Origin of the sequence: Bradyrhizobium sp. PSBB068 (assembly GCA_016839165.1) — a bacterium.
In the GTDB taxonomy this organism is placed as follows: domain Bacteria; phylum Pseudomonadota; class Alphaproteobacteria; order Rhizobiales; family Xanthobacteraceae; genus Bradyrhizobium.
On record CP069300.1, the window covers coordinates 4,817,407 to 4,839,428 of the forward strand.

Consider the following 22,022-nt stretch of genomic DNA (forward strand, 5'->3'; position numbering starts at 1 on the left):
TGAATCTACCCGACCTCGACGCCAGCGGGCGCCAGCACGAACGTACTGTCGGGGCTGCGATAGGCCTCGATCATCGCCCCGGCAATGTGGTCGGGATCGTGCCATCGCTCGACATAACGACGAGATCGCTTTCCCAGCTCGGTCCATTCGGCCCGGCGCTCGAGAATGGACGCAAGATCTTCCGTGAGCCGTGCGGGATCGACGTTCAGGATCGCAAGATCATCCCGCATGGCCGGCGGGATGAATTGCAGGTCGTTTTCCCTGACGTAGCAAACCACTGGCTTTCCCATCGCCATCATCTCGACAGCAAAGCCGCCGTACCAACCCGCAAGCACCTGGTCAATGGCAAGATCGGCCGACCTGTAGATGGCCATCGCCTCTTCGTGGGTCTTCTTTTCGACCAGGATCAGCTCGAAGTCGAACCGGGATTTCAGGCGCTCAAGCGCATCGAGGATCATCTGGGTGCCCTTGATACTCGGATCGCTCGGCGCGTGGACGATCCTCGGCCTGCCTTCGGCGCGGGGATACTCGGGCGAGAAATGACTGATCTCCACGTTGGCGTAGGGGAGAAACTGCCCGCCCGGAACGACGTGCCCCAGTTCCGGATTGAGATAGAACACGCGGTCGAACAGCGGCAGCACACGATCGATCAAGCGGGACCGGCGCGCATCCAGTGACGCGACGCAGGTTTCAAAGGCTGAGCAACGCCCGCTGGCACACATAGTCCACTGATTTCGCCGATTGCCCTCCCCCGCCAGCCTTGCGTCGCATCCCTGCAGGGTCATGAACCGCTTCCTGCCCAGCCCCTTGGCCAGCTGGAGATCGATCGTCACCAGCCGCTTCAGCAGCGGTCCCATCCGGCCCACGCCCTCGAATGCATAGCCCGTGTACAGGAATGTCGTGCCGAAATAGTAGTGGAGCACGTCGTAGCGAAGCAGCGCGGACAATCCGAACCACGCGCTACGCGCTGCTTTCTGAAACTCGGTTGCCGTTTCGTCATACAGCACCTTGTCCGCCGGATAGCGAAACCAGGTTCCGCTGCGAACGACCAGGTCGCTGCTGTTGCCGCGCCTGCGCTCGGCACGCGAGAGCGACCAGGGCTGATTGCCGATATTGAAGGGGCCGTGAAGGATTTTCATCTTGTTAAGCAAATAAGACTGGCCGTGCCGTTAGCCTTGGTGATCGCCATGATGCCCACGCGCGGCTTCGATCTGCCGTTGATACGCAGTCAATTGCAACTCGACGATTCTCGCCGCGGAGTGATACTGCCGGATCCAGTCTGCACCGGCCGCGCCGATCCGATGCCGGTCGTCCTGATCGGCCACGATCCGGAGAAGCGCGTCGGCAATCTCACTCTCCGTCGATGCCGACAGGATGGGAGGAGCTTCGGAGAAGAAATCCCTCGCCATGCCCGAATCCACGTTCGTGATGACGCGCCTTCCGAGCGCCAGCGCTTCGAAGGTGATGCCACCGAATGACGGGAGAACGAACTGATCCAGCACGGCGTGGCTGCGAAGATATGTTCTCCAAAGCTCCGGTTTGCGCATCGGCGCAAGCCACTCCACCCTGTTATCGAGACCCAGGCTCCGTATCAGCTCCCGCGAGGCGTCGAGGTCGCGTCCCCAGGCGATCATCACAAGTCGCAGCGCCGGCGCCTGCTGCACCACGCTCGCAAAGGCGTGGATCAACCGATCATTGCCCTTCACGAGGCTGGGGTCCGCGTCGCGCCAATCATGACGGGTCGGGTGAAATACAACGACACCGTCGCCGGGAGGCCGGATCGCGCTATTCTGCTTCCCGAATTCTATGAGTTTCGTGTCGTCGAAGGCGTGCGGAAGCGGCGTAATCCGATCCGGCGGCACGCCGAGCCGCCGCGCGGCAGGTACGCAATCGATATTGGTGACGAAAACGTGGTCAGCTCCAAGGAACACGGTGGCGGTCAGCCGCCCGAGGCTATCGTCCTGAAATGGAAGCGCCCGCAACGTTCCATGCTCATATCCGAAGTAAGGGCGCTGGGCGAGCAGCGGCCAAGCACCATCGGTTGCGTAAGCCTGGATGACGTCGAACTGATCCAGCAGACCGACGAGCGGCGCGAGCCGCGCCCGGTAGCTGGCGAAATCGGCAGCGCTCGGCGGTGAAGCCGGCGCGCTGCCTTGCCGCCATACCGCCGCAAGCCGCATCTGCTCCGGATCATCCTTTGCCAGCACGCGCCTCAGGAAGAGATCGCGGGCCATCGCAGGCGATCTGCGAATCCGCCGTGCTATCTTCTGGCCAAGACGAGTCGCGCGGACGGACAGCGTCTGCCCGCTCACGGATTGCCGGGCGCGATCCAGCGCGCGTCGAACTTCATCGGCTTGGTCCGACTGCCCGCCAACCTCGGCGGCAATCATCGAGCAACACAGTTTCAGAGGCCCGGAAGCAAACCATCGCGGCCGCCGGTAGCCCCCGAGATTGACCTTGGTCCACTCGGGAAAGAACGGATCTCCGAGGTCCCCCTCGAACACCGCCTCCTCCCATTCAGGGCAAGCCATGATGTGATAGTTTTCATAGGCGATGACATAGGCATCTATGCCGTGTTGGCGCTGAATCCTGGCATTGTTGAACGCATTGTTCGCGATGTTGCCGAGGTGCAGCACACGCAGCGCCCGCCCATGCTCTTGCTGAAAACGCCGATGCCAATCGACGCCTTGCGGCTGCGGCCGTAGCGACGACATCATTGCGGCGAAAGCGTCGACTGACGTCACCAGAAGCGCCTTTGCGGGTCGGTCATCAGGGTATCGTCCTCGCGAGCGCACCGACATCGTCCGGAGCAGACTGCCGCGTGACCTGGAACGGATGCTCCCAATTCGCGGCGACAGCAATAGCGTTGCGGCGAGCTTCCTCCTGATCCTGGGCGATCCGAATGCGGTCAACGACGTTCGGGGGGAAATTTGCGGTCTCTCGATAGAGTTGACCCAGTCGTGCAGCGATGGCGGAGATGCCGTGCCACCGCTCGACATAGCGCCGTCCCTGCTCGCCGATCCTGCGAAGGCGCTCCCGATTGCGGAGGATCCACAGCAATGCCTGCTCGAGCTCGTCCGGAGTTGCGTTGATGATCGGGCATTCCTCCGGCGCCTCGACCAGATCCGGACTTCTAACGAAGCTCAGGACCGGCTTGCCGAGCGCCATCGCTTCGAGCGCGGTGTAGCCGTACGCGCCGCCGATGAACTGATCCGCCACGATGTCGGATTGCGCGAAAAGCTCGATCACCTGGCTGTTCGGCACGCCCTGGACCTTGCAATATTCGATATCGTACCCCTGCAGCTTCAGCCGGTCGATGGTCCGCTCCAGGTATTTCGAGCCCTTGAAGTGCGTGTGGTTTGGCGCGTGCGCGACGCGCAGCGGACCGGACAGCGCGTCAGGGAGAACCGCACTCAACCGATCCAGATCGAGCGGCCAGTAGTTGATATGTTTTGCCGTCGGCATGTAGGTCAGCATGTCACCGAGCGAGACCAGGGCCGTCACGTTCCTGGCCACTTCCGAAATATAGCGCTGAGCCTCTGCGTCGTGACAGGTGCAGTATTTCGGCGCTTCCGTGCAATCGACGCAGAAATTCCATCGGCCGAGCGCTAGGGTCGCCTGCCGGGTGCGGACATCGGCACCATACGCATAGATATAGACCCGCTTGCGCGCCCGTCGCAGCGCGGCAAGCTCCTCGAAGTTGATCTGCAAGCGCTGCGTTGAATCAAGCAGCCCGCGGTCGGCGAAGAAGTGAAACACGTCATATCGCATCAAGGCCCACGCGAGCACCACGCGCTGGAATGCGAGCCCCAGGGCGAAGCTGAGCGCCCGAACGTAGGGACGCTGGAGATTCAGGTCGAAGCGCGACATGATGACGTAGGTTACGTAGACAAGAGACGTCGACCGGAAGCCGAGCATCCGGTCAGCCCTGGCCTTAAGCTCCAAGGTCAGGATCGGCGTTACGCCCCACAAGGTCCTGGGTCGTCCGCGCCGCAACCGCATGGCTCCGGCTATGGGAGCGACGTAGGTCGCAAGCTTTAGAATGGCGATCGAAACTCCCGTTGCGACCAGCCTGAGAAGCTTCAGCGGCAGCGCGTGGAATTTGCGGCGCACGACGGCTCCCCGCCCCGGCGATCTCGCGATCGACCAGGTCGTGAGCATCCAGACCCGAACGCTCCGCGGCAAAACCTGCCGCGCGAGCGATCTCAGTCGATCCTTCATTGCGTGGATCCGCGCTGCAGCGGCTTTTTTGGAGACAGGCTCTCGTAGAGCGAAACGACCTTCTGCCATTCCGACTTTGCATCGAGCTTTGCGAGGGTCGTCCGCGTGCTCGCCTTGAAGTCTGCCCGGAGCTGCTTGTCCTGGACCATGCGGTTGATCGATTCCGCGATGGAACGCGGATCGTAGGGATCGAACGTCAACCCGACCGCGTTCTCCTCGACAAGACGCTTCGCTTCCGCGTAGTGCGCAACGAGGACGGGGAGATCGGCGGCCAGGTATTCGAAGATCTTGTTGGGGAGCGCAAAGGTGAAGTTGCGGCACAGCGCCGGCAATGTCCAAATGCCGGCATCTGCGCCGCGGGCGGCCGCGACAACGTCCTTCGACGGCACCGGCGGAGCAAGCACCACCCTGCCCTCCACGTCGACGCGCTGTGCCAATGCCAGATAGTCGGGCCCGAACAGATCCAGCGAAGGCCCCCGGATGACGAAAACACAGTCGGGTACATAAGCAAGGGCTTCGATGATCGGCTCGATCAGGCGCGTCGGGCCGGTTCCTCCCTGCCACAGCAGCACGAAGGTCGATTCCGGCAGCCCCAGTTGCTGCTTCAGCGGCGGATACGCGCGCGTCGGCGTAACCGCGATATCCGGAATGTTACGGACCACGACGGGGCGGCTGCCGCCGAGCTCGGCCTTCATCGCATCCGCGATCGAGTCGCACACCGTGATGGTGGCCGACGCCTCGTTGAGACAACGAACCTCCAGCTCCTGCAGCGCCCGCTTCCACTCCGGCGGATACGGCGCCCAGGCGGACTGCTTCGTGCTCCAATGAACGTTCTCCGAGAACCATTCGTGGAAGTCGACCACGAGGTGTGCGCCACGGTATTTTGCGGCCGCCATCGCGGCATAGGCCGTGGAGAGATCATGCGCATGGAACGCAAATGGCTTCCTCTTCACCGCTTCCAGGTAGAGCTGTTCCGCAATGTAACCCGGCTGCTCGCTCATGAACGTCGCGGCCGTCCAATCGGCGTGCTGAATATGGACGCGCGGTCCCCAATCAAGATTGAAGGTTGCCCCTGCCCCCTTCGCAGGCTCGGGGCAGATCACCGTCACGTCATATCCGGCGGCGCCGAGCGCGCGGGCTTCTCTTTCAACCCGGGGGTCCACACGCAGATCGGAGACGACGAGCATCACCACCTCGCGACCAGAGGCAGATCGGCCAATCTGCCTGTTTCGCGACGTCGCGTCGGCCGCATCGGACATCTTCGGGATTCGCGCCTGCACGAACTGTGCGCGGCGGACCACGAGCTGTGAGACCAGCACATTCCACCGGCCAAAACCGAAATAGAATACGGGACGCAGCGCGCGGAAAAGCGGAGGATACTGCTTGATGAAAGATGATATCTGCTTGAGCATCATTCTATGGCAACTCTAGGAAATCAGCATCGGCCTCGCGGGAAACGCCATCACCACTGCCCCACCAGCAAATTGCTGTACGCCTTGCACTGGAGAGCAACGATTCTTTCCGCGGAATGGTAGGTCGACATCCATTGCGAAGCGGCGGCACCCCGGCCCTGGGTATCGAGAGGATCCTGGATGACTTCCCGCATTCGGCCGGCGCAATCGGCGACATTGCCGGCCGCGAGCAGCGGCGGCTCCTGACCGAAGAACAACGCGGTCTGCTGCCTGTCGATCGCCGAGATCAGCCGGACACCCAGCGCCATCGTCTCGAACCCGACGCCGCCGAGCGCTGGAACAACGAATTGATCGACCACCGCGTGCGATACGCAGTAGCGCTGCCACAGCTCCCGCTTCGACATGGCCGGAATCCATTCGACCAGCTCGGACAGGCCCAGTTCGTCGATCAACGCCTTGCTGTCTGCGACTTCCTGGCCCCATTCGACGAACACAAGCCTGAAGTTTCTCGTCTCCCGCGCGACTTCGGCCGCGGCCCGGATGATCACATCATTGCCCTTCTGCCAGGACGAATTTCCCAGTTTCCAATGATGGCGGGACGGACTGAAGAAGATCACCGGCCCGCCCGTCGGGGGCTTTAGCTCCGGGTATGCTTCACGGAATGCGCGCAACTTGTGATTGTCGAACGCGTGCGGAAGGTAGACGACCTTGTCCTTCGCCAGTCCCAGGCGTTCGACCGACGGCAGGACGTCCGAATTGGTTACAAAGACTGCGGGCGCGCGCTGAAACGAGATCCGGCAGATCAATCCGGTCAGATTGTTCTCGAACGGGATTTCGCGCAGCGTTCCGTGCTCGTAGCAGCTGAAATTCTTGACGCCGTTCATCATCGGTATCAGTCCGTCGATCGCATATCCCTGGATGATGTCATAGTGCAGCAGGACATCTTCGAAGGGCTTCGGATGGATCGTTACATACTCTTCGCGGTAACGAAGTGACTGACCGTCAAGCTCGGCGGGATCCCTCCTGATTTCATCGAGCAGCGCCTCGATTTCCTTCGCCCGCGTCACCGGATCGGACATCGATCGCGCCACGCAGCCGGATTCCGAAACCGGAACGAACTTGAGCATGACCCGCTCGAGCAGCGCCAGGAAGCTGTGGGTCAGTGAACGGGCGACCGAAGACGATCTCTCCCGCAATCCGCCGGTGCACAACCAGCGAACATCTTCCCGCAGGGCCCCGAGTGCGGCCCGGGCCTCCGCATCGGCCTGCGGACCCCGGCGCGCAATCCTCAACCATGCGGCGGCCGAGATTTTGTCCAGCCAGCTCGCTTCGAATTCGTCCGTCTTGCCCTCACGACCGAGCACGCCGTTTGCCACGAGAGTGCCCAGCCATATTCTGTACAGGCTGAGCGGCTGCCTGCTCCCTTGCGACGACCGACCGGGTCCGCTGAGCCAGAGCAGGAATCTCAGATGCTGGGGAACATACTTGGCACGGAAGCCCGCATTGTCGCCGGAACGGGCGTCCTGAAGCGCCTTCAGCTCCAGCTCCAGCCATTTCAGATATGCCGTCGTTCGCCAACCTGCGTTCTTGGCGCGAAGGTATTCAATGCAAAGCGCGGATGGCCCCTGAACAAACCAGCGAGGCCGCTTCCATCCTTTCAAGCTGGTCGCCCACCAATCCGGTTTGAAATGATCCTGCCCCAGCGCCGAGGATCCCTCCTGCAGCGCGCCGTCCTCCCACTCGGGACAGCCCATGATGTGGTAATAATTATAGCAGAGCACATCCGCCTGGATGCCGAGCTGTCGCTGAATCCGGGCATTGTTGTAGGCATTGTTGGCGATGTTGCCGATGTGAAGAACCCGGAGCGGTCGCCCCATTCTTCGCTGGAAGTCGTCGACCAGACGCAATGCGCGTGCGTTTTCAGCCTCGATCGCGCGTGTTGCGTCGGTTGGGCTCAAGGGGCTCTCGAGGCGCGCTTCGACATAGGAAACTGACACTGGTTCAGGCGCTCCGTGCATGAGCGACGCGACGGCAAAGCCAGTTCGGATTTTCGGGCATGCATCGCTTTGACGGCATCACGAATTCAGCAACCTGGCGCTTTCGGCAACTCTTGCCTTCAGCGGTATCGGCAAGTCCGCAGTTGCCAGATAAAGATCTGCCAAATGCTTGCCCAGCGCCTCCACCGAGTAGTTTCTGCGGACATAGTGAGGGCCGGCAGCGCCGGCGTCGGAAAGCCGCGCGCGGTCCAGGATCAGCTGATGCAGGACCTGCTTTATCGTGTCCGGATTTGCCTCGATGACCGGACAGGCCTCCCGCTCGGCCACCGCGACCCCATCGTGCAGGTAGCAGATGACGGGACAGCCCGATGCCATTGCCTCAACGGCCGTCAAGCCGAACGACCCGCTGATGAGCTGGTCGACAAGAACGTCGATCGTCTGCATCGCTGCCAGAATCTCATCGTGCGGCCTTCCGCTCAGTTGCAGGAACTCGACTTGATGACCTTCAGCCTGCAGGGAGTCGATTGCGCCTTGCAGATACTTCGTCCCCTTGAAATAACCGTGGTTTGGAAAGTGGCCCACGACCAGCTTGCCGTTCCCTCGACTCCGGGGTGGCCCGGGAGATACCCTGTCAACATCGACCGTCAAGTACGGCACATTTCGAGCACCAGGAATGAGCTTCATGGCGAGCCCATGCGCGACCACGGCCGTTGAGTACTCCCTGATGACTTGCAGCATGGCAGCGCCACCGGCATCGTCGCAGACACAATAGACGCCCGGATCAGGACATTCCGAGCAGAAATTCCATTTTCCCAGCGCCATGTTTTTTTCGCGCGTTCTGTGGTCTGCGCCATATGCGTAGGTATAGAGCCGTTTCCCGGCCTGCCGATAGATTTCCATCTCGCGCACCGCAATTCCGAAGCGGGGACTGCCGTAGCCACCTGCCGGCTCGATGATGCCGCGATCGTTGTAGAGATGAAAAAAATCGAAGTTGGCGATCGCCCAGATCAGCATGAGCCATCGAAACAGGAACCAGTCCTCGCCCCGCTCGGCCACGAGGCGCGCTTGAATTTCAGAGCATACAAAATCGAAATTCGAAGACGTATGGTACGTCGTAAACACGAGCGAGCGCGCATTGACGCCCAAGGCACGGTCTGCGGCGACGCCCGAAGTCAGATTGACGATCGGCGTGACCCCCCAGAGCGAATTCATCTCTCCGCTCCGCAAGCGATCCTCAGTGATCGCGCGACAATCGGCGACGAGAGCATCCCAGAAGTCGCGCGCGTCAGGCGATTGATCGGGATTGAGGAACGGCCGCAACGCATCCAGCAGAGTGGTGAGCAGCGCGTAATCGCCCTCGGCAGCAAACCGGTTCGCGTTTCCAACGATCGCCTGGTCTACGCGTCCTCTCCCTCGCGTTGGAGCAAGTGCCGAGAGAGCTGCTTCAAACGTCTGGTTCTTTCGGGCGAACCGCGTAAGGTTGGGAAAGCGCGTCCCCTCAAGCAGGTAGCGCGCCGACCGAAAGAGTCTCGAAGACACCGATGCCGTTCCGCGCTTGCCTCAGGCGCTTGCCCGATTAATGCAATCAACCACCCGGGCCTGATCCTCTTCCGTCATGTTCGGGAAAATAGGCAGTGTGATCGTCGTGTCCTCGGCAAGTGCCGCGTTCGGAAACTGCTCGGGCCGCAGGCCATACTTGTTCTTGTAGTAGCCGAGCCGATGCACCGCATGCGTGCCCGGGCGGGTTTGGATTCCCGCGGCAGCCAGCGTCGCCATTATTGCGTTGCGGCGCGCACGATCTCCGTCAACGACACGAATAACGTAGGATTGAAACGCATGCCCGTCGACGTCCCCGCCCAGCGGCCGCACGATCGAATTGTTTCCTGCCAGCAACTCGGAATAGCGATGCCCGAGACGCCTGCGTTCCGACAGCAGCCGGTCGAGCTTGCCCATCTGCGCCACGCCGACGGCAGCCTGGATGTCCGACAAGCGCAAGTTAAAGCCAAGATTGTCGAACGTCGCCATCGTCCAGGGGCCGTGAGGCTCGATCGACGCATCCGGAGCGCCGGTGGCGCCGTGGTTGCGTTGCGATCGCACGCGTTCCGCGAGGTCATCGCGGTTGGTGGTCACGGCGCCGCCCTCTCCCGTCGTCACCGCCTTGCGCGGGTGGAACGAAAAGCAACCGATGTCGCCGATCGCGCCAATCGGCTTGCCCTTGTAGGTCGTGCCGATCGCGCACGCCGCATCCTCGATCACCGCGATACCGCGAGGCTCTGCAATCGCCTTGATCTCATCCATCGGAGCGGCGAGACCGAACAGGTGGACCGCAACGATCGCCTTCGTGCGCGGCGTGATCGCGGCCTCCAGCCGTTCCGGAGCGATATTGAAGGTCGACAGATCGATGTCGACGAAGACGGGTTTTGCGCCGACATATTCCGCGGAGTGCGCGCTTGTCACCCAGGTGAAGGCCGGGACAATCACCTCGTCGCCCGACCCAAGGTTCAGGGCCAAGGTCGCCAAATGCAGCGCCGCGGTGCACGACGTGCACGCGAGGGCATGCTTTACTTCATGCTTCGCTGCGATCAGCTTCTCGAAGCGTTCGGTTAATGGCCCCTGGGTAACCCATTTCGAATTGAGACATTCCCGCAGGATGGCGATCTCACTCTCGTCAAAACTTGGCTCGGTGATGTTCAATTGAGCGCCTCAGCTGGATGCGGCATGCGGAGAATTGCGTCGATACGCAATTTCATCCACTATGCCAGGATAAACGTTAGGGCTCCGATTACGCCGTCTGCCGAGACGATACGGGATCGGGTCATCTTCTTGCCGACTCTGCGTTCAAGCTCGATCGCAAGACCAACAGAATCCTCGTCTCGAAACAGTCGAGACAACTCGAGCCGCGCCAGGAGCCAGCGCGTGCCGGGATCCGGCGGGAAGCCAAATTTGTGAAACTTCACCGAGAGAGCCGTAGCAATCTCGACAGGCCTCATCCCAACCGGTTCCACGAGTGATATCCGGTTTCCAGCAATCCTGGACGCGTTGAAGATCTTCTGCTCGTCATAGCTCTTCCGCGCGACAACCGGCTCCGTCGTTTCAATGATCTTCACCTGCCAGGGAGACCCTGGGAGTAAGGCAATGGCCGCAGCGTCAGCCGTATCAACGTCTCCGTCCCTTACGAAGGAATAGACGGGACGATAGCAAATCCTATTAAGAATCTTCAGGTCGAGGCCACAATCGAGCGCGACACCGTGATATCGGGCTCCGGCCATGATTTCTTCATAGATATCGGTGGAGTGCACATAGTCGCGCGGTCCCCGAAATGCGGCGGCTGGTTCAAAGAGAAGCGTCTGCATCTCGCTCAAGCCGTCAAGCCGCCGTCGACGACGATTGTCTGCCCAGTGATGAACCGGGCCTCTTCGCTCATCAAGAAGCGAACGATCCCGACAACATCGTCAACTGTCCCTGCTCTGCCCAGCGGAGTTCGCCTCACGATCTGCTTCAATTTCGAGGGATCCATGTCGGCAACGAGATCCGTTTCCATATAGCCGGGCGCCACGGTATTTACCCGTATTCCCCGGCCGCCAAGCTCTCTGGCCAGGGCGCGCGTCATCGCATTGATTCCACCTTTAGTAGCAGAATATGCGACCGTTCCCTTGTATCCACTAACACTGACGATCGAACTTATGTTCACGACTACACCGGCGCCATTGATCATCATGCCGCGAATCGCGGCGCGAGTAAGGTGCAACGGTCCCGCGAGATTGACCGCCAGCAATTTTTCGATGTCGCCGACATCCTGCCGCGCCAGAATTTCCTCCGCCACGATCCCTGCGTTGTTGACCAGGCCTGAAAGCCGTCCGATGCGCTTTTCAAAGTTCCGAATAAGCTCCTTGAACCGATCGGTCTCCGTAATATCGCACTCAGAGAAGACAAACTGATCCGGATAGTCGTTGAGGAGCCCAGCAACCTCGCCTGATTGCCGGCGGCTGAAAGATGCAACCCGATGCCCATCTGCCAGGAAGGCCTTCACGAGCGCCAAGCCGAGGCCGCGACTTCCGCCACTTACCAAAATGCTGTGCTTGTCATTCATCTGGAAACTCTCGTGCGCCACACAAAATCAGTTCTCCGGCATCGGGCGGTTCCGGGCCTTTTTCGACCGCATCGTCGTCAGCGAAGCGTGGTCTACAATCTCAAACCGGATCGGGACCTTGTATTTTTGCAGACGGCTTCGGCAGTGATCGCGAATTCTCTGAATTGCCTCGCCCGTACCTTCCGGTCGCTGAAGTGCAACGCGCGCAACGACTGCATTGCCGAGCAGAGTGTGAGGCACTCCATGAACGGCTACCTCTACAACGTCGTCCAGCTCGAGGATCACATCCTCGACTTCGAGTGGGAAGACCTTTTGCCCACCAACATTGATAACTTCGGTTTTGCGCCCGACAAAGCGCACCAATCCGCGGTCGTTTTCCTCGACAAGATCGCCAGTGCTCATCCAGCCATCGGAGTTCACCGGACTCGGCGCGTTCAAGTACCCGAGCATGGATGACGCCGATCGAACGTGGAGTTCACCATCGATCACGCGCGTCTCAAACCCGTCCCCTCCAATCCTTATCCATAGAGATTCAGGATCAGGTGACGAGGACCGGAGGACCCCGAGCTCGGACAAGCCATAAGTCTGTTTGAGAGCCGCATTTGGAAAGACCTCTCTCACTCGCCGAAGCGTTGCGGGTGGCATGGGCTCGGCGCCGAATGTGATCAAACGAATTGACGAGAGATCATACTTTCTCCAAAGACCCGAGCCGATCAGCACGCCGAGGAACGTTGGCGTCGTCGGCAGCAATTCGGCCCGCCCATCCGATACTGCCCGGCACACTGCTTCTGGAGATCTGTTGTCAACGCATATCCCCACGCCACCGTCAAACAGACAGGCAAGAAGCGTGTTTATTCCGCCGAAATGATCGATCAGCAGCATCAACAGCATGCGCCACGACTTGCGAGGCTTTAGAAACTTCGAGGCGACACGTTCGACGTCGTGAAGGATCGCCTTGGGGGTGCCGGACGATCCAGAGGTAAATACGATAAGACCTGGATGCTCCCGTGTCCTGAGTTCCTCGATCAGCGGGTGATCGCGGCCCTCCAACTCGCCCTCTCGCGCGATTCCTCTTGCGAGCGGATCGATGAACCACTTCACTCTGGCAAGCGAGGACAATCGTCCACGCTCCTCGCGGACACCGAGGCTGAAGGGAACGAGAACGGTCTTGAGCTTCAGCAACGCCAGGATCAGGCTTATCGATTCGACGCCATATTCCCCCTCGAAAGCGCAGATATCGCCGGGCGCGATACCAGCCGCCAAGAGATCCGCTTCCCAAGCGGCCATTGCCGTGAGCAACTGACCGGTCGATATTTCCGCCTTGCCAATCGCCAATGCCGGAGCGTCTCGTCGACCCTCCAGGCGCTCCAGGAGACATGCGACAGACGATGCGTTCCCCGCTACCGTATCAGACATTGCGCCTCGCCCTCCAGATGGTCGCCGCTATCTGATGTCGTCAGAAGACTCAACTTGATGACCCGCATGGGTCGAAGGACTCGCGTTACGCACACTCGGAAACGAACGGCTTGCCCTTCATACGTAGGTTGCCGGAAAGTAAGATTGACGCCTTGCAGAATTGCGTGCTCTCCCGGCAAGTACATTCCAATCAGCCGAGAGAAGCGCGACGCAACGCAGAACCCCTGAATGATTGGACCGCCGAATCCCTTGCTGTGGGCAAACCGTTCGTCGTCGTGAACAGGCGCACGATCGTTTGCAACGATCGCAAAGGCGTCGCGCGCTGGACGATCGAATGCAAACTGCTGCTCGACCGCGTCGCCGACGACGATATCATCGATCGTCAGGGCTCTGCCTGCAGTGTCATCGGTGACGAGAATAAGTTGTGGCGGTCGCGACACAACCAACCTACCTACGCCGTCGCATGGACCGAAACGAATTGGACCAGCTTGTTGATTGAATTCAAGTCCTCCACGTCGGCATCCTGCAGAACGAGGTCGAACTCGTCCTCAATGGCCATCAGCACGCTCGCAAAATCGAGAGAGTCCAGGAGCCCCTCGGCAAGCAACGACTTCTCGGGATCGGAATTTCCGATCTTTGCAGGCCGCGTTATTCCGTTGATGATTTCAACTATCTTGGCGCGAACGTCCGTCATACATCCTCCCTCGATACGAGATGATCAGCGAGAGCGGCCATGTTTCCTTGATTCCAACATGCCGCTGGTCGGGTAACTCTTTATCTCTGACGTTTTGGAACCGTACCAACCCGGACGGCAGGATTTCCGAACACAACCCAATACTCGGGCACGTCCTTGGTAACCGCCGCCGAAATTCCCGCGACGGAGAATGGTCCGAGAGTGCGGCTGTCGAGCAGAACGGCCCCGGGGCCGAGATGAGCGCCATACGACACGACAGTTCGGCCGCACATCGTTGCATTCGGTCCAACATAGCCGTGATCGTCGACAACGCTGTGGTGCCCGAGAACTGCTCCGGCGCGGACGCTGGCAAATCGACCTATCCGGGATCCGGGTTGAACCGTGACGCAGGAGGCCACGAAGGCGCCCACACCGACTTCAACGTCAGATGCCACCACAGCTCGCGGATGAATGATGGTTCCCCAGCGCTCATCCGGAATTCCAAGGCTTTCGATCCTATCGACCCGCGCCGGCATGTCTTTCACCTTTTGAACCGCCGGGCAGAACAGCATATCGGAATCGAGTAGCCGCCAGTCTTCGAAACGTCCAAGGACCGGGACATTCTGCAAAACCGAGCCTGATGGCAGCGCATCATTAAGGAAGCCGACGAGCTCAATCGCCTGCCCTGCCGCAGCAGCCTGGTGAATGGCTTCTGCAACGACAAGCCCATCTCCGGGCCCCCCAAGCACAACCAAACGCCGACGAGCTGTACTCAAATTTTTCTCCACCATTGAAAGGATGGTCGTTTTCGCAGCTCAAGTGCCGGTTGCTGTCGGCGTTCGAACCACTCAAAACATTCGCTCATCGTCCACGGAACAAAGCCGTCCTCGACAACTTTGCGGACTGCCCGGTGCATCCCCCGAGTCTTATCGATATTCTCGGGATGCAGATTGACAACGATCACTCCGGGAACGCCATCGTTGCGAATCCGATCAGCCAGATCAAGGATACAGTTGGCCGATTGACGATCATCCCAACCATGCACAAATACGATCCCGTCACCGATCGCAGTCAGGATGCTCCAATGTTCAGTCAGCTTGTTGTCCAGCAGGAGCTTGGCGGGCAACAGCGAACCATTGATGATGCAGCCGTCGAGCCCCGGCAAATTCGAACTGCCCTTCACGCCGCGAGCATTCCAGGCCGTCGCATGCCCCCAATAGCCATCATTCAGAAAGCCATGATTTCGTACGGTCCGCGCGCTCTCTCCGGCCAACTGCTCAAACCATTTCGCCTGTTCGGTGAAAAGATCGGCGTACCGGTTGGGCTGCTCAAGCGCATCGGGATGAAGACCCAGCTCGAGCCTCCTGCCTGATCCAAGTTGCTTGAGCGTGCTCGCGGTGTGCTTTGTGAGGGGGTGAAGATAGTAGGTGATCGGCGTCGATCCGAGCGCCTCCCGCTGCTGCGCATAACGGCTCAGCGCCGCCTGGTCATCATCTCCGGTCACGATGATGGCACCCGCCGCCCCGTTCGGCAGCATCGGCAATCTGTTCACCCCGCACAGGCGCGCTAATGCGTCGGCTAGCGCCTCGCACCACCAGTCGGCGGGTCGCTCACGCAAGCTTTCCCCTGCAAGCTGGCCTTCGAAAAGATAGTTCGGCCGCTCGCCGGCAATACCCCACATGGTCTTCGTGGGCCGATTGTTCGCGGCCGCGGGATCGCCTTGCCGATAGCGAACGAGATCGGAAGCGATATCCGTTCCGATGAAAATGATCGAACCGCCATTCCCTGCCTGCCTCTGAAGCCAGACCGCTTCCTGCCGGTGGTTCGTGACGATAGTCGTCACATCACCTTCAGCCCTGAGGAGCATATGAGAATGCAACGTTCGCAGCCGCGACCACGGTTTTTGACCCGCAAATCTCGCGTGGAACACCTCAGGTGAGACAACTGTTCTTGCTTCCGTTTCGACACCGAACGCTTTTCCAAATGGCACGCTGGGAAGAACAGCGATCACGCAGCCGCCCCGCTCAAGAACGCCGTTCGCCAAAGGCACATCGGCAAGGCTCGGCCGGTGAAGCACCACGGGCTCGCCATCCTGCATCGACGAGACCCTCTCGAATCCGAACATCTGGAGATGGTGAGCTATCAACGAAGAACCCGCTGGTCCGGAAACAGTCGGTCGCGCCGGCATCCTCCCAACCTCGTTCAGCGGATTCGGAAGGTTCGACGTGTAGAGTTCTGGCCGGCGGAACAAGCTACCCTGGATGATTGGCAGGCTTCTCGATCCGAATTTGGTCTTGAACAGAGAGACCTTGGAGATCGGCCAGTCGCGCGGCACCTCAGGAAACCAGGGTCCAAACCGGTATACTTCGAATCCCGAATGCTTGGCCCACTTTATCGCGTTCCAGTGCAGGAAGTCGTTGGGCCTCAGCTTCATCGCGTCGGGCAGGGAAACGCCGGCGAGAAAACTGACCGCATTCTTGTCAGCCAACAAGATGAGGCCTGCAATTGCGTTCATATCGTGCCTGACAAATGCGACGTGAACGCCGGCCGTGGCAGCAAATGACCTGAAGATACTTCTATAATATTCGAGTGGTGGCAGGCTTTCGCCGGTTCTTGTGGCCGATGCGCGCGCGATATTGATGTAGGCTTCGAGATGTGAGACATCGCTCGATATCTCGAATTGCAGACCTGATTTCTCCGCTTTCCGCACCGCGGTGCGGCAAGTGTTATCCAATCTCGCGAACAACTGTTCAACGGCCGGAGCAAGATCGACCAATTGATCAGCATTCAGGGTCGAGGAACCGGGGCAAGGCAACATTCCCGACGGTCCGAACGCAATGCCAAGCTGAAAACCGAAATCGCTGACCCAGAACGGCACTGCCTCCCTTCCGGAAGGCCGATTTGCCGGCGCAAGATTGTGGCAGTTCAACTGAATGCGATCGACGTCATATAGATCGGCGATAGCGAGTATCTCGTGCATCGCGGCCTGACGCGCGGCCTTCGCTACGCCAGCGTCGATATCGGCGTCGAGCGCAAGGCCAGTATGGCGATGAATTCCCGAGTGTAGCAATCGCTCGCCAAGCGCCGTTCCGGCGCCTTCACTGATAAACAACGGCTGGATGCCGACGAGTTGCGAATTCTCTTCTAAAGCGAACGACAGGTTCGCAGACACGAAGAACCGTTCCTCGATCTCGACCCAGGAAGACCGATGTGTGAGCCAGGCCTGCGGCGATTGCAGCGCCAGACGGTCCCAAGCGCTACGATCGATTTTGCGAAATCGGACGACTTTCATCGCGATTCAAACACTGCATTGAAGCGCGTGCCGTAATAGGGATTCAGCGGATGGATATCGACAATTCTAGTTTCGACGCCGAGGCGACGTCCAAGCTCCACAAAATCCTTACGATCGAAATAGTAGGAGATGATCTCGGGCTTGATCTCGAGCGAAATCGGCGCCGACAACTTCCTCAATCCCAGCAATCTAGCGATCTTCGCTCCAGGGCCCGGTCTTTGCTCGGATTTCCGAATTGTTCCCAGTGGCGCCCGCTCCGCTTCAGGTCCAAACTCCTGCTCGAATTTCGTCGTGAGATTGTTCGCCACGGCCTGTAGTTCTTCCGCCTTCTCGCGATCTGGAATGGATCCGACCAGCACGCGGCCTTGCGGCTTCACCACACGTAACATTTCCGCAATGATGGGCTCCCCTACCGCAAACGACGGGAAATTCGAGAACACGTCATAACAAAACGCAGCATCGAACCGCCGATCAGGGAACTGGAGGCTTTCGCCGCGGGCTCTCTCGAAATTCGCATTTGTCAGTCCAAGCCGCTTTGCAACCGCAAGCGGAGCGTCGGCGAGATCAACTCCCGTATATTCACTGACACTGGGAGCGACGACCTTCGCTAAAAAACCGGCTGCACAGCCGACTTCAAGAATCGATGAGCTTTGGCCGACCTTCATTAGGGCGAGCATGTCGAATCTGAGGTCGTCGAGAAGGCGCTCGTCAGCCCACAGCCGCGGATTGCGGCCGGCAATATAGCAGAGATCTTCGAGGGTCGGCCGCTCCGTGATCGAACTGGCCCTGAGCTCGAAGAAGGCTTCCAGTCTCTCCCGCCATCCGTCTTCGATCATAGGTCGCCTTCTATCCGGCAGGTAAACTTCGGATCATAGAGGTAGCTGAAGTGCCACAACGAGTTCCGCGCCACCGAGAACTGAGCCGCCTTCTCCACATAGTGCAAAATGGCTTCCGCCCCCTTCGGCAGCATGTGATGGCACAGAGAGGCTGAAATGTAATACTGCCCTTCGCCAAGAGCGAGCTCGGGCACCTCGTAGATCACGCTTCCGCGTTCCGGCAGACCATTCTCTCCATCGAGAAACAGGCCACCGTCGTACCCCTCAATTCCGGCGACCGCCTGGAGCCGCGCGGTATCGATCCGCAGGCTTGCGTAAATCTGCTTGTGCTCAGAGACGCCCGACCACGACACCCGGATTCGAAGCGGCTGCCCGTTTTTGACGACGCCGATCGGCTTGCCGTCGACGTCAAGCACCTCGACGGCAGTGATCTGCAGCGTATCGCCGCCAAGCTGATATTTACCGGTTTCAGCCGTGTTCTCAACCGACTGGCTGAGCTTCTTGGTCTCCCTGAGATTGCGCGCTTCCTCGATATCCCAGACACTCTGCTCATACGCCTTGCTGACGCGCTGGGCATTGCCATGCATCAGCACCCGTCCCTTGTCGATCCAGATCGCCTCGTCGCACAGTTCGCTGATCAGCCCGCTCGAATGCGAAACGAACAGGACGGTTGCGCCGCTTTCGCAAATATGACGAACGCGCTTCATGCACTTGTTGACGAATGCGGTGTCACCGGCTGCGAGAGCCTCATCAACGATAAAGAGTTCGGGATCGACGCTGATCGCCGTGGCAAAGGTGAGCCGCGCCTGCATGCCGCTGGAGTAGGTCCGGAATGGCTGGTCGATCACGTCTTCAAGTTCGCTGAAATCGATGATCCAGGGAACCTTCGCTTCGATCTCAGCTCGCGACATGCCGAGGCACATGCCGCCCAGGACGATGTTGTCGCGCCCCGACACGTCCGGATGAAAGCCGGTGCCCAATTCCAGAATCGCAGACAGCTTTCCAGCCACTTCAACACGCCCGGTTGTGGCATCCAGCAGTCCGGCGATGATCTTCAGGAGGGTACTCTTTCCCGCGCCGTTCGGCCCGATGATGCCGACCACGCGTCCGCGCAGCACTTCAAAGGAAACATTCTGGATTGCCCAATGCTCGTGGTGTCGGGGCTTTCCGGTGAGGATCTCCTTCACGAAATCCAACGGCTGCGGATAGAGCCGATAGGCTTTTCCCAGGTCAGTGACGCGAATGGCGCACTGCGGCTCCAATGAACCGGCAAGCGGGACCAGTCCGCCGTCGTTTCGATCGTCAGAGAGCATTGCCATAGTACGGTTTCAGCTTTTCAAAGATGCGGTATCCGAGCCCCAGACTGAACAGCGCGAACACGATGGTCACCGCCCAGGCGTACGGATGCCTGAACGAACCGAAGAAGAGAACGTCCTGGTAGACCCAGACGACGTAACTGAAGGGATTCGAATAGATCAACGGACGGAGTGCACGCGGCATCCAATCGGGCAGGTACACCGTCGGCATCAGATACATCGCAATCGACGTGAAGACCGTAACGATCTCGCGCATATCGCGGAAGAACGGAGTGATAGCGGACAGGGCGAAGCTCAATCCGATCGCCAGAATCGCATGGATGGTAAACACGACCGGCAGCAACAGCAGCATCCAGCTGAGACCCCCCACATAAGCCTTGTAGACAATGACGAGCCCGAGGGCCGGCAGATGCGGGATCGTCGCAGCAATGGTCGCCGCGATCGGGAGCAGCTCGATAGGAAACACGACCTGCTTGACGAGACTTGCGCTCCCGATCAACGCGCCCGGCCCGCGCACCAGCGCCGCCTGCAAGATCAGCCACGGCACCAGGCTTGCGAGGATGTAGGCGGAGTAGTCGCCGGGGAAATCCGCGGTGATCGACAGCTTGCTGCCCAGCACGAAGCCGAAGATGAGCAGGTATGTTCCGACGACGACCAGCGGGTGGATGAAAACCCACAAGGCGCCGAACCCGTGCCGCGCATGCGCGGCGCTCAGGTCACGATCGACCATCTCGCGCAAGAGATCGGGATATCGCCGGATCTGTTTGACTGTGGTCCACAGGGCCTGTGAGTTACGGTACGGCGACAGGCCGACCCGCACCCATCTTGCCGCCGGGAAGAGACCATTCATCTTCAACGCGCCCCCATTCATCCGCACCTAAAAGCAGCTTTCCATGATCTGCTCGAGGTTGAGCAGGGACCAGATCAGCAGCCGCCTGTTTTGTCGGCCTTCCAGATGTTCATCGACCAGTGAACGGACGGTCTTCCGGTCCACCAGATCGTAGATGCGGGCAGTGTTGCTGAAGAGCCTGCGTTTGACATACTCGATGCTCTCACCCTTGAACCAGCTGGCATCCGGCGCGGAAAAGCCCTGCTTCTCGCGCTCCGCCACTTCGTCGGGAATGTGCCGGCTCATCATCTTGCGCAGAATCAGCTTGCCGTCCTTGGTGCGCTCGTAATAGCGCTGCGCCTTTCCGCCGGGCTCGTTTTCGTTGAGGCTGACAACCTCGGTCAGATTGCCGAGCTTCATCTTGGCGGGCAGCTTCATCGCGAAATCGACCAGATCATTGTCGAGGAACGGCACCCTGCTCTCGAGCCCATGCGCCATCGCCAGCTTGTCCTCGACGACAAGCAGCCCGTTCAAGAACGTCTTGGCCTCGAAGTAGAGCGAATGATTGACGTAATCCTCGGGCCGCCGCAGCTCCGAAGCGTGCTCCTTGAACACCCCCCTGAAGATATCAATCGGCGAGGTCTGCTTAGCCTCATCCCATACCGGTCCGAGCAGGCTCGGCATCGTTCCACTCGGAACCATGCGCTGCCAGAAACCAAAATATTTTTCGATGTAGTGATCGAAATCATCGTTCACGACGGCGCGATAGTAGCGCCAGGGATATCCAGCGAAGAGCTCGTCTCCCCCGGTCCCGGTCAGCACCACCTTGCCGAATTTGGATGCGAGCTTCGCCGCGTAGAAGTTGGGGTAGGACTGCCCGACGCGCGGCTCTTCCAGATGCCAGGCAAGCCGGGGCAGTGCACGCTCCATGTCTCCCGCCTTCAGGACCATTTCGTAGTGTTCGGTCTTGAACAGATAGGACATGTACTCGGCCTTCGTCCGCTCGTCATAGCCGAGCTCGACGCCTGAGGCCGAGTTGAGATCAAAGCCGACCGTAAACGTCCTCATGAACGGCAGCTGACTCGATGCCAGCGCGGTAATGGAGCCGGAATCCATGCCGCCGGAGAGATAGCACCCGACCTCAACGTCGCTCACGAGTTGCCGGTTGACCGCCTGCCTGAACAGGCGATCGAGCTCGTCGAGCGCCTCGTTCTCATCGACTGCGTACTCGGGTTCCTCGAAATGGAAATCCCAGTACTGCACCGGCTCGCCAATCTTGCCTCCCTGCGAAATTTGCAGATAGCAACCGGCCGGCAGCAACTTCACGCCGGCAAACAGCGTCCGCTCCGCGAAGAAGTTCTGAAAGCTGAGATATTCCGAGAGGCCCCTGATATCGACGCGTGCCTTGTACTCGGGAAATGCCCGAAAGGCCTTATGCTCGGACGCGAACACAAAGGTCTGACCGAGCTCCGCATAGTAGAGCGGCTTCACGCCAAAGCGGTCGCGAGCCAATGTGAGCTTCCGCTCTTGATTGTCCCAGATCGCAAAAGCGAACATGCCGTTGAACTTGAGCAGCGCACCAATGCCCCACTCGGCGAAGGCATGCAGCAGCACTTCGCTGTCACCTGACGAATTGAAGACGTGCCCCTTGGCGGAAAGCTCGATCTTCAACTCCTTGAAGTTGTAGATTTCGCCGTTGTAGGTCAGCACAAATCGGCCGTCGCGCGTCTCCATCGGCTGCCGCGCGGCGTCGGTCAGATCGATGATGGACAGCCGACGATGACCGAGGCCAACGGGACCGTTGCAGTAGTGGCCTTCGCCGTCCGGCCCGCGATGGGCAATGATATCGGTCATTGCCGTCAACGCGGTGATCGAAGCGGGTCGCCCGTCGCGGTGCAGAATTCCGGCTATGCCGCACATGTTGTCCTGGCCGATCTATT

At 59.7% G+C, this 22,022-nt stretch carries 18 protein-coding genes; all 18 read right to left on the minus strand.

Going from position 1 to position 22,022, the window contains the following annotated elements; translation table 11 throughout:
- Nucleotides 1-5 precede the first annotated feature (5 nt).
- A complete protein-coding gene (locus JQ507_22480) occupies nucleotides 6-1,139 on the minus strand; it encodes a hypothetical protein (GenBank protein ID QRI67726.1) in 1,134 nt (377 codons plus the stop codon).
- A gap of 30 nt (nucleotides 1,140-1,169) precedes the next feature.
- The gene (locus tag JQ507_22485) at nucleotides 1,170-2,744 is read right to left on the minus strand and encodes a glycosyltransferase family 4 protein (protein ID QRI67727.1); all 1,575 of its coding nucleotides are present in this window, start codon (nucleotides 2,742-2,744) and stop codon (nucleotides 1,170-1,172) included.
- Between the two features lie 25 nt (nucleotides 2,745-2,769).
- On the minus strand, nucleotides 2,770-4,221 hold the full coding sequence (locus JQ507_22490; GenBank protein ID QRI67728.1) for a glycosyltransferase: 1,452 nt from the start codon (nucleotides 4,219-4,221) through the stop codon (nucleotides 2,770-2,772).
- Complete coding sequence (locus JQ507_22495; protein ID QRI67729.1) at nucleotides 4,218-5,636, minus strand: glycosyltransferase family 4 protein; 1,419 nt, start codon at nucleotides 5,634-5,636, stop codon at nucleotides 4,218-4,220. The genes JQ507_22490 and JQ507_22495 overlap by 4 nt, the downstream gene beginning before the upstream one ends.
- A 47-nt stretch (nucleotides 5,637-5,683) precedes the next feature.
- Nucleotides 5,684-7,591 carry a glycosyltransferase gene (locus tag JQ507_22500; GenBank protein ID QRI67730.1) on the minus strand — a complete coding sequence of 636 codons (1,908 nt, stop codon included), beginning with the start codon at nucleotides 7,589-7,591 and terminating at the stop codon, nucleotides 5,684-5,686.
- A 117-nt stretch (nucleotides 7,592-7,708) separates the two neighbouring features.
- Nucleotides 7,709-9,169 carry a glycosyltransferase gene (locus JQ507_22505; GenBank protein ID QRI67731.1) on the minus strand — a complete coding sequence of 487 codons (1,461 nt, stop codon included), beginning with the start codon at nucleotides 9,167-9,169 and terminating at the stop codon, nucleotides 7,709-7,711.
- A 21-nt stretch (nucleotides 9,170-9,190) separates the two neighbouring features.
- Nucleotides 9,191-10,324 (minus strand): DegT/DnrJ/EryC1/StrS family aminotransferase, encoded by a 1,134-nt coding sequence (locus JQ507_22510; GenBank protein QRI67732.1) that lies wholly within the window; start codon nucleotides 10,322-10,324, stop codon nucleotides 9,191-9,193.
- Between the two features lie 59 nt (nucleotides 10,325-10,383).
- Nucleotides 10,384-10,992, minus strand: coding sequence for a hypothetical protein (locus JQ507_22515; GenBank protein ID QRI67733.1), 609 nt, complete (start codon nucleotides 10,990-10,992; stop codon nucleotides 10,384-10,386).
- Entirely contained in the window at nucleotides 10,989-11,720 is a 732-nt protein-coding gene (locus tag JQ507_22520) for an SDR family oxidoreductase (protein ID QRI67734.1), read from the minus strand. The genes JQ507_22515 and JQ507_22520 overlap by 4 nt, the downstream gene beginning before the upstream one ends.
- A 27-nt stretch (nucleotides 11,721-11,747) precedes the next feature.
- A complete protein-coding gene (locus JQ507_22525) occupies nucleotides 11,748-13,055 on the minus strand; it encodes a long-chain fatty acid--CoA ligase (protein ID QRI67735.1) in 1,308 nt (435 codons plus the stop codon).
- 65 nt (nucleotides 13,056-13,120) lie between these two features.
- On the minus strand, nucleotides 13,121-13,576 hold the full coding sequence (locus tag JQ507_22530) for a hypothetical protein (GenBank protein QRI67736.1): 456 nt from the start codon (nucleotides 13,574-13,576) through the stop codon (nucleotides 13,121-13,123).
- 11 nt (nucleotides 13,577-13,587) lie between these two features.
- Nucleotides 13,588-13,830, minus strand: a complete 243-nt coding sequence (locus JQ507_22535) for an acyl carrier protein (protein QRI67737.1) — start codon at nucleotides 13,828-13,830, stop codon at nucleotides 13,588-13,590.
- An 80-nt stretch (nucleotides 13,831-13,910) separates the two neighbouring features.
- Complete coding sequence (locus JQ507_22540; protein ID QRI67738.1) at nucleotides 13,911-14,600, minus strand: hypothetical protein; 690 nt, start codon at nucleotides 14,598-14,600, stop codon at nucleotides 13,911-13,913.
- The gene (locus tag JQ507_22545) at nucleotides 14,582-17,101 is read right to left on the minus strand and encodes a GNAT family N-acetyltransferase (protein ID QRI67739.1); all 2,520 of its coding nucleotides are present in this window, start codon (nucleotides 17,099-17,101) and stop codon (nucleotides 14,582-14,584) included. Before JQ507_22545 ends, JQ507_22540 begins: the two co-directional genes overlap by 19 nt.
- Nucleotides 17,098-17,937, minus strand: a complete 840-nt coding sequence (locus JQ507_22550; GenBank protein ID QRI67740.1) for a class I SAM-dependent methyltransferase — start codon at nucleotides 17,935-17,937, stop codon at nucleotides 17,098-17,100. The genes JQ507_22545 and JQ507_22550 overlap by 4 nt, the downstream gene beginning before the upstream one ends.
- A complete protein-coding gene (locus JQ507_22555) occupies nucleotides 17,934-19,256 on the minus strand; it encodes an ABC transporter ATP-binding protein (protein ID QRI67741.1) in 1,323 nt (440 codons plus the stop codon). Before JQ507_22555 ends, JQ507_22550 begins: the two co-directional genes overlap by 4 nt.
- The gene (locus JQ507_22560) at nucleotides 19,240-20,103 is read right to left on the minus strand and encodes an ABC transporter permease (GenBank protein ID QRI67742.1); all 864 of its coding nucleotides are present in this window, start codon (nucleotides 20,101-20,103) and stop codon (nucleotides 19,240-19,242) included. The genes JQ507_22555 and JQ507_22560 overlap by 17 nt, the downstream gene beginning before the upstream one ends.
- Nucleotides 20,104-20,130: 27 nt before the next feature.
- Nucleotides 20,131-22,002, minus strand: coding sequence for an asparagine synthase (glutamine-hydrolyzing) (gene asnB, locus JQ507_22565; protein ID QRI67743.1), 1,872 nt, complete (start codon nucleotides 22,000-22,002; stop codon nucleotides 20,131-20,133).
- Nucleotides 22,003-22,022: the final 20 nt, after the last annotated feature.

Bases quoted from the DNA above. Each gene is read 5' to 3' on its own strand.
- JQ507_22545 (QRI67739.1), bottom strand. From the start codon at position 17,101: ATGAAAGTCGTCCGATTTCGCAAAATCGATCGTAGCGCTTGGGACCGT.
- JQ507_22520 (QRI67734.1), bottom strand. From the start codon at position 11,720: ATGAATGACAAGCACAGCATTTTGGTAAGTGGCGGAAGTCGCGGCCTC.
- JQ507_22560 (QRI67742.1), bottom strand. From the start codon at position 20,103: ATGAATGGTCTCTTCCCGGCGGCAAGATGGGTGCGGGTCGGCCTGTCG.
- JQ507_22495 (QRI67729.1), bottom strand. From the start codon at position 5,636: ATGATGCTCAAGCAGATATCATCTTTCATCAAGCAGTATCCTCCGCTT.
- asnB (QRI67743.1), bottom strand. From the start codon at position 22,002: ATGTGCGGCATAGCCGGAATTCTGCACCGCGACGGGCGACCCGCTTCG.
- JQ507_22490 (QRI67728.1), bottom strand. From the start codon at position 4,221: ATGAAGGATCGACTGAGATCGCTCGCGCGGCAGGTTTTGCCGCGGAGC.
- JQ507_22555 (QRI67741.1), bottom strand. From the start codon at position 19,256: ATGGCAATGCTCTCTGACGATCGAAACGACGGCGGACTGGTCCCGCTT.
- JQ507_22535 (QRI67737.1), bottom strand. From the start codon at position 13,830: ATGACGGACGTTCGCGCCAAGATAGTTGAAATCATCAACGGAATAACG.
- JQ507_22480 (QRI67726.1), bottom strand. From the start codon at position 1,139: ATGAAAATCCTTCACGGCCCCTTCAATATCGGCAATCAGCCCTGGTCG.
- JQ507_22540 (QRI67738.1), bottom strand. From the start codon at position 14,600: ATGGTGGAGAAAAATTTGAGTACAGCTCGTCGGCGTTTGGTTGTGCTT.
- JQ507_22550 (QRI67740.1), bottom strand. From the start codon at position 17,937: ATGATCGAAGACGGATGGCGGGAGAGACTGGAAGCCTTCTTCGAGCTC.